General features: G+C 66.6%; 7 protein-coding genes. 6 read left to right on the top strand and 1 reads right to left on the bottom strand.

Translation table 11 applies throughout. The features are described 5' to 3' along the window. Positions 1 to 223: MBL fold metallo-hydrolase (locus I0Q12_RS33225; RefSeq protein WP_231610980.1), on the bottom strand; the 223-nt coding region annotated here is incomplete at its 3' end. A gap of 125 nt (positions 224 to 348) precedes the next feature. Here I0Q12_RS33225 and I0Q12_RS18700 point away from each other — a divergent pair. From I0Q12_RS18700 to I0Q12_RS18675, 6 genes are all read left to right on the top strand, one after another. Next, positions 349 to 1,185, top strand: coding sequence for a fumarylacetoacetate hydrolase family protein (locus tag I0Q12_RS18700; protein WP_197253418.1), 837 nt, complete (start codon positions 349 to 351; stop codon positions 1,183 to 1,185). Between the two features lie 3 nt (positions 1,186 to 1,188). Continuing rightward, positions 1,189 to 2,133 carry a 3-carboxyethylcatechol 2,3-dioxygenase gene (locus I0Q12_RS18695; protein ID WP_197253416.1) on the top strand — a complete coding sequence of 315 codons (945 nt, stop codon included), beginning with the start codon at positions 1,189 to 1,191 and terminating at the stop codon, positions 2,131 to 2,133. A gap of 249 nt (positions 2,134 to 2,382) precedes the next feature. Continuing rightward, a complete protein-coding gene (locus I0Q12_RS18690) occupies positions 2,383 to 3,318 on the top strand; it encodes a 3-carboxyethylcatechol 2,3-dioxygenase (protein WP_197253414.1) in 936 nt (311 codons plus the stop codon). A gap of 4 nt (positions 3,319 to 3,322) precedes the next feature. Continuing rightward, positions 3,323 to 4,198 (top strand): alpha/beta fold hydrolase, encoded by an 876-nt coding sequence (locus tag I0Q12_RS18685; RefSeq protein ID WP_197253412.1) that lies wholly within the window; start codon positions 3,323 to 3,325, stop codon positions 4,196 to 4,198. Positions 4,199 to 4,201: 3 nt separating this feature from the next. Then, on the top strand, positions 4,202 to 4,996 hold the full coding sequence (locus I0Q12_RS18680; protein ID WP_197253409.1) for a 2-keto-4-pentenoate hydratase: 795 nt from the start codon (positions 4,202 to 4,204) through the stop codon (positions 4,994 to 4,996). Between the two features lie 4 nt (positions 4,997 to 5,000). Then, the coding region (locus tag I0Q12_RS18675) for a nuclear transport factor 2 family protein (RefSeq protein ID WP_197253407.1) at positions 5,001 to 5,360 on the top strand (360 nt) is incomplete at its 3' end.

The raw sequence follows: 5,360 nt of genomic DNA, 5'->3' as shown, positions 1-5,360 counted from the left end.
CCGCGGACTGCGGATCCGAGAACAGCTTCGCGTCGGGGTTCGCGTCGAGCAGGGCGGGCAGGCGCGCGGCGTCGGCGTGGTCGGGATGCTGGTGCGTGACCAGGATCGCGTCGAGCCCGGTGATGCCCTCGAAGCCGTGCGAGAAGGTGCCCGGGTCGAACAGGATCTTCGCGCCGCGGTGTTCGACGAGCAGGCAGGAGTGTCCGAAGTGGGTCAGTCGCATGGGCGCAAGTATCTCCCACCTGCTCGCCGCCCGGCACCTTCCGCGATCGACTATATTTTGCTTAACTACTGACGTACTATTGTGGTGAAAATACATTCTTCAGAGGAGATGTGATTGTGAAGTACGTGAGTTTCGAGGTTGAGGGTCGTCAGAGTTGGGGTGCCGTGGTCGACGGGCAGGTCTACGACCTGGGCGTGAACGGCGCCGACGTGGCCGCTTCCCTGCGCGACGCCATAGCCGCGGGTCTGCTGCGCGATTCGCTGGTCGACGGCCTCGAGCCCGTTGCCGAGGAGTCCGAGGTTTCCTTCCTGCCGGCCGTGCCGAACCCCGCCAAGATCATCTGCGTGGGCGTCAACTACCGGTCGCATCTGGAGGAGACCGGTAAGGCCGAGGTCGGTGCCCCGACCCTGTTCACGCGGTTTGCCGACTCCCAGACCGGTCACCTGGTCCCGGTCGAGATCCCGGCGGTGGGCACCCAGTTCGACTACGAGGGTGAGCTCGCCGTGGTCATCGGCGCTCCGGCCTTCAAGGTTCCCGCTGCGGAGGCGCAGTCGGTGATCGCGGGCTACAGCATCTACAACGATTTCACCGTGCGTGACTGGCAGCGCGCCACGACGCAGTGGATCCCGGGGAAGAACTTCCCGCGCACCGGCGCGATGGGCCCGTACTTCGTGCCGGCCGCCGACATCGAGGACATTCAGGAATGCACCCTCGAGACGCGGGTCAACGGTGAGCAGCGCCAGAAGGCCACGATTGCGGACATGCGCTGCCCGATCGACCGGTTGATCGAGCACATCTCGACCTTCACCCCGCTCGCGCCCGGCGACATCATCGTCACCGGAACCCCGGGTGGTGTGGGCCTGTTCATGGACCCGCCGGCGCTGCTGAATCCCGGCGATGTGGTCGAGGTCGAGATCACCGGCCTCGGGGTCCTGCGCAACGAGATCGTCGCGGAGCAGTAGCCGATGGCCATCGCGGTCTGCACGATGTCGCACTCGCCGCTCATCGGCGAGATCGAGCCCGCCGGTGGCGTGCTGGGTGAGATCGATGCGGCGACGGACGAGATTCGGAAGGCGATCGAGGACTTCGATCCCGAGATCACGATCGTCTTCGGACCCGATCATTTCAACGGTGTCTTCTACGACATGATGCCGCCGTTCTGCATCGGCTCCGAGGCCATCGGCGTCGGGGACTGGAGCACGCAGCAACGCGCGTTGCCGGTCGACCGGGAGCATGCCGCCCGGCTCGTGCAGGCGGTGTTCGACGAGGAGATCGACGTCGCCCAGTCCGAGCGGCTGTATGTCGACCACGGCATGACGCAGACGCTCGAGATGCTCTACGGCGTGGACTACGAGCGTCCCATCGTGCCGGTGTTCGTCAACGCGGTCGGTCTGCCGCTGGTGCCGATGCGCCGCGTGCGCAGGTTCGGTGAGGCGATCGGCCGCGAGGCCGCCCGCTGGAACAAGCGGGTGCTGATCGTCGGATCCGGAGGTCTGTCGCACGATCCGCCGGTCCCGAAGCTCGAGGGGGCGCCGGAGCAGCTGCGTGAGCGTCTGATCGACGGTCGTCACTACACCCCCGAGCAGCGGGAGGAACGGCAGCGCCGGGTCATCGAGGCCGCGCGCGAGCACGTGCGCACCGGCACCGGTCAGCAGCCCCTCAACGAGGAGTTCGACCGGCTCGTCATGGACACCTTCGCCGAGGGTCGTCTCGACGCGGTCGACGGATGGGCCACCGACTGGATGGCGCGTGAGGGTGGGGGATCGGCGCACGAGATCCGTGCGTGGGTCGCCGCCTTCGCGGCGGTCAACGCCGTCGACACCCCGACGGTCGCAGGCCGCTGGTACTGGCCGGTCCACGAATGGGGTGCCGGTTTCGGCATCATGCTGACCGATCCGGTCGGTTCCTGAGCTCCGATCTTCTGGGCGGCACAATGTGTTGCCTCTCCAGCCACCCCGGTACGGGCAGATCTGTCCATACCGGGGTGGCTCTCTTCATGCCCATCGCGCCCGGCGAATAGCCGGAGTCACTAATTGGGGCGAAGTGTGGTTGCGGTCATGTGACTCTAGTCTCTAGAGTGACGACTCTAGAGACTAGAGTCTTTTTTCCCGTCCTCGATCCTGCCCACGTGCGGGTGCCCTATGAAAGGAACTCCTGTCATGCCTTTGGCAGTCGCCGCCCTGTCCCATGCGCCGTCATTCGGCAATGTCGACCCGGGAGGCACGACGATGGCGGAAATCGAGGCCGCAATCGGTGAAGTGCGCTCCTTCGTCGAGAGCTTCGACCCCGAGGTGGTCGTCGCACTGGGCCCCGATCACTTCAACGGTCAGCTGTACTCGCTGATTACCCCCTGGGCGATCGGAGCCGAGGCCGTCGGTGTCGGTGACTACGGCACCACAGCAGGCCCGGTGCCCGTCGACGGGGACATCGCCCGAACCCTGCACGCACTGGTCCTCGAACAGGGAATCGACATCGGCCGGTCCGAGCGGATGACGGTGGACCACGGCATCCTGCAACCGCTCGAATTCATCTACGGCCACCCCTTGAGCCGGCCCATCGTTCCGATCTTCGTCAACGCTCTCGGATTCCCGCTCACGCCGATGCAGCGTGTCCGGTTGTTCGGGGAGGCCGTGGGCCGGGCGGCGCAGCAGCTCGACAAGCGAGTTCTGCTGGTGGCCTCCGGCGGCATCTCGCACAACCCGCCCGTCCCGCGCTGGGACGACGCCCCGGAACCGGTGCGCCGGCGCCTCGTCGAGTACGCCCCCAGTCGGGAGGAGCGCGCCGCCCGCGAACAGGCGATCGTGAAGGGTATCCAGGCCATCGCCGACGGCAAGGCCTCGAGCGCACCGCTCAACGAAGCCTGGGACGCGCTGGTGCTGAACACCTTCCGCTCCGGTGAGCTGTCCGCCGTCGACGGTTGGGACAACGACCGGTTCGTCGCCGAAGGGGGCAGCGCGGCCCACGAGATGCGCAGCTGGATCGCGGCGTACGCCGCCCTGTCCACCGCCGGCCCCTACCGGCTCACCGTCGACCACTACTGGGCCGTGGAGACCTGGGGCGCCGGCTTCGGTATCCAGGCCGCGATCGGAGCGTGAGGACATGTACGAGTTCAAGACCTTCTGGGAAGCCGTCGCCGACCTGCCGCACCGCCTCGAATATCTCGAGGTGAACGGCTGGCGCACCCGCGTACTCACCGTCGACGGCCCCGGCGGACCCGACGAGCAGACCGTGGTCCTGCTCAACGGAACCACCGGCCACATCGAGGCCTTCACCCAGAACATCCGTGCTCTGGCCTCGAAGTACCGGGTGGTGGGATACGACTATCCCGGTCACGGCTTCACCACCCTGACCGACCACGACCTCGAGATCCCCGAATACGAGGAACACCTGCTCGCCCTGCTCGACGTGCTCGGCCTGGACCGCGCGCACCTGTGCGGCGAGTCCCTCGGCGGCTGGATCGCGATCAAGTTCGCCGGCCACCACCCCGATCGGGTGCGGACGGTGATCCTCAGTGCCCCGGGCGGTCGCGTCACGACCGCCGAGCGGGTCGACCGTGCCCAGTCGGTCAGCCGCCAGGCCGTCACCGAACCGACCTACGACAACGTCAAGAAGCGGCTGCAGGTCGTCATCCACGACCCCGGCAAGATCACCGACGAACTGGTCCACATCCGGCAGGCGGTGTACTCCCGCGACGGCTTCGGCGACGCCATGCACCACATCGCGGTGCTGCGTCAGCCGGAGACCCGCTACCGCAACCGGGTCACCGACGAGGACTTCGCGGCGATCCCCGTACCTGCATTGCTGGTATGGACCGACCACGAGCCCAGCGGCGGACCCGAGGTGGGAAAGGAACTCGCCGAGTCGATTCCGGACGGCCAGTTCCTGCTCATCGAGAATGCGGCGCACTGGCCGCAGTGGGAGGACCCCGAAACCTTCAACGCCACCGTCCTCGACTTCCTCGCACGAAAAGGCTGAACCATGACAGAGACCAGCGTCATCGAACAGATCGCCGACGAGCTCTATCGCGCCCGCCGCGACGTCACCACCATGGACTTCGTCAGTCCGCGGCTGCCCGAGCGTGATCTCGATGCGGCGTACAGCATCTCCGAGCTCGTCGCGGCCCGGCGGGAGGCCGAACTCGGTGTGCGTCGTGTCGGCCGTAAGGTCGGTCTGACGAACCCGCTCGTGCAGAAGCGGGTCGGGGTCTTCGAACCCGACTACGGCATCATCCACGACGACATGGTCCACTCCTCGGGCGTCGTGATCCCCGCGTCCGCGCACAACTTCCTGCGCATCGAGGCCGAGGTCGCCTTCGTCCTGGCGAAGGACATCCTCGTTGCCGACCCCGATGCGATCGAGGACGCGATCGAATACATCACTCCCGCATTCGAACTCGTCGATTTCCGCTTTGCCGGCAATGTCGGGAAGATCGTCGACACCATTGCCGACAACGCAGGGTGCGACGGGGTCGTCCTCGGCGAGGAACGACACGCCTACGGCGAGGTCGATCTCACCGGTGTCGAGATGTCGATCACCACCGCGACCGGTGACGAGATCACCCGGGGCATCGGAAGCAACGTGCTCGGCCACCCGATCAAGGCGGTGCAATGGCTCGCCGAGACGGCACTGCGGATCGGGCATCCGTTGCGGGCCGGCGAGATCCTGCTCTCGGGTTCGATCGGATACATCGAGCCCTGGCCGGCCGACGTCGAATGCACCGCCACCATCACCGGACTGGGTTGCGTGCGCGCAACCCTCGATTCGAAGGCATGAACCGATGACCGAGAACACCGAGAACACTTCCGGGTCGACACCCGCCGTCACCACCGAGATTCGCGTCGCCATCGAACAATTGGTGGCGGAGCATCATTGGCTGCTCGACCACGGTCACGCCGACCGGCTCTACACCCTGTATGCCGAGGATGCGGTCTCGGTCGGGCCGCTCGGCACCATGAACGGCCGCGACGCCATCAAGGCGTGGGGGGAACGCCGGGTCACCCAGGACGCGGGAACGGTCCGCCACTTCTCGGGCGGCACCCGACTCGCCTGGAAGGACGGAGTCCTCACGGGCACGACCTACTACACGACGTTCCGCAGCACGCAGGACGATCCGCTGCGCCCCGCCAGCGTCGGCGAG

Origin of the sequence: Rhodococcus sp. CX (genome assembly GCF_015865005.1) — a bacterium.
In the GTDB taxonomy this organism is placed as follows: Bacteria; Actinomycetota; Actinomycetes; order Mycobacteriales; family Mycobacteriaceae; genus Rhodococcus.
The sequence above is the reverse complement of the archived record's forward strand: the minus strand, read 5'-3'. Positions and strand labels throughout refer to the sequence as shown.

Bases quoted from the DNA above. Each gene is read 5' to 3' on its own strand.
- I0Q12_RS18680 (WP_197253409.1), top strand. From the start codon at position 4,202: ATGACAGAGACCAGCGTCATCGAACAGATCGCCGACGAGCTCTATCGC.
- I0Q12_RS18690 (WP_197253414.1), top strand. From the start codon at position 2,383: ATGCCTTTGGCAGTCGCCGCCCTGTCCCATGCGCCGTCATTCGGCAAT.
- I0Q12_RS18695 (WP_197253416.1), top strand. From the start codon at position 1,189: ATGGCCATCGCGGTCTGCACGATGTCGCACTCGCCGCTCATCGGCGAG.
- I0Q12_RS18685 (WP_197253412.1), top strand. From the start codon at position 3,323: ATGTACGAGTTCAAGACCTTCTGGGAAGCCGTCGCCGACCTGCCGCAC.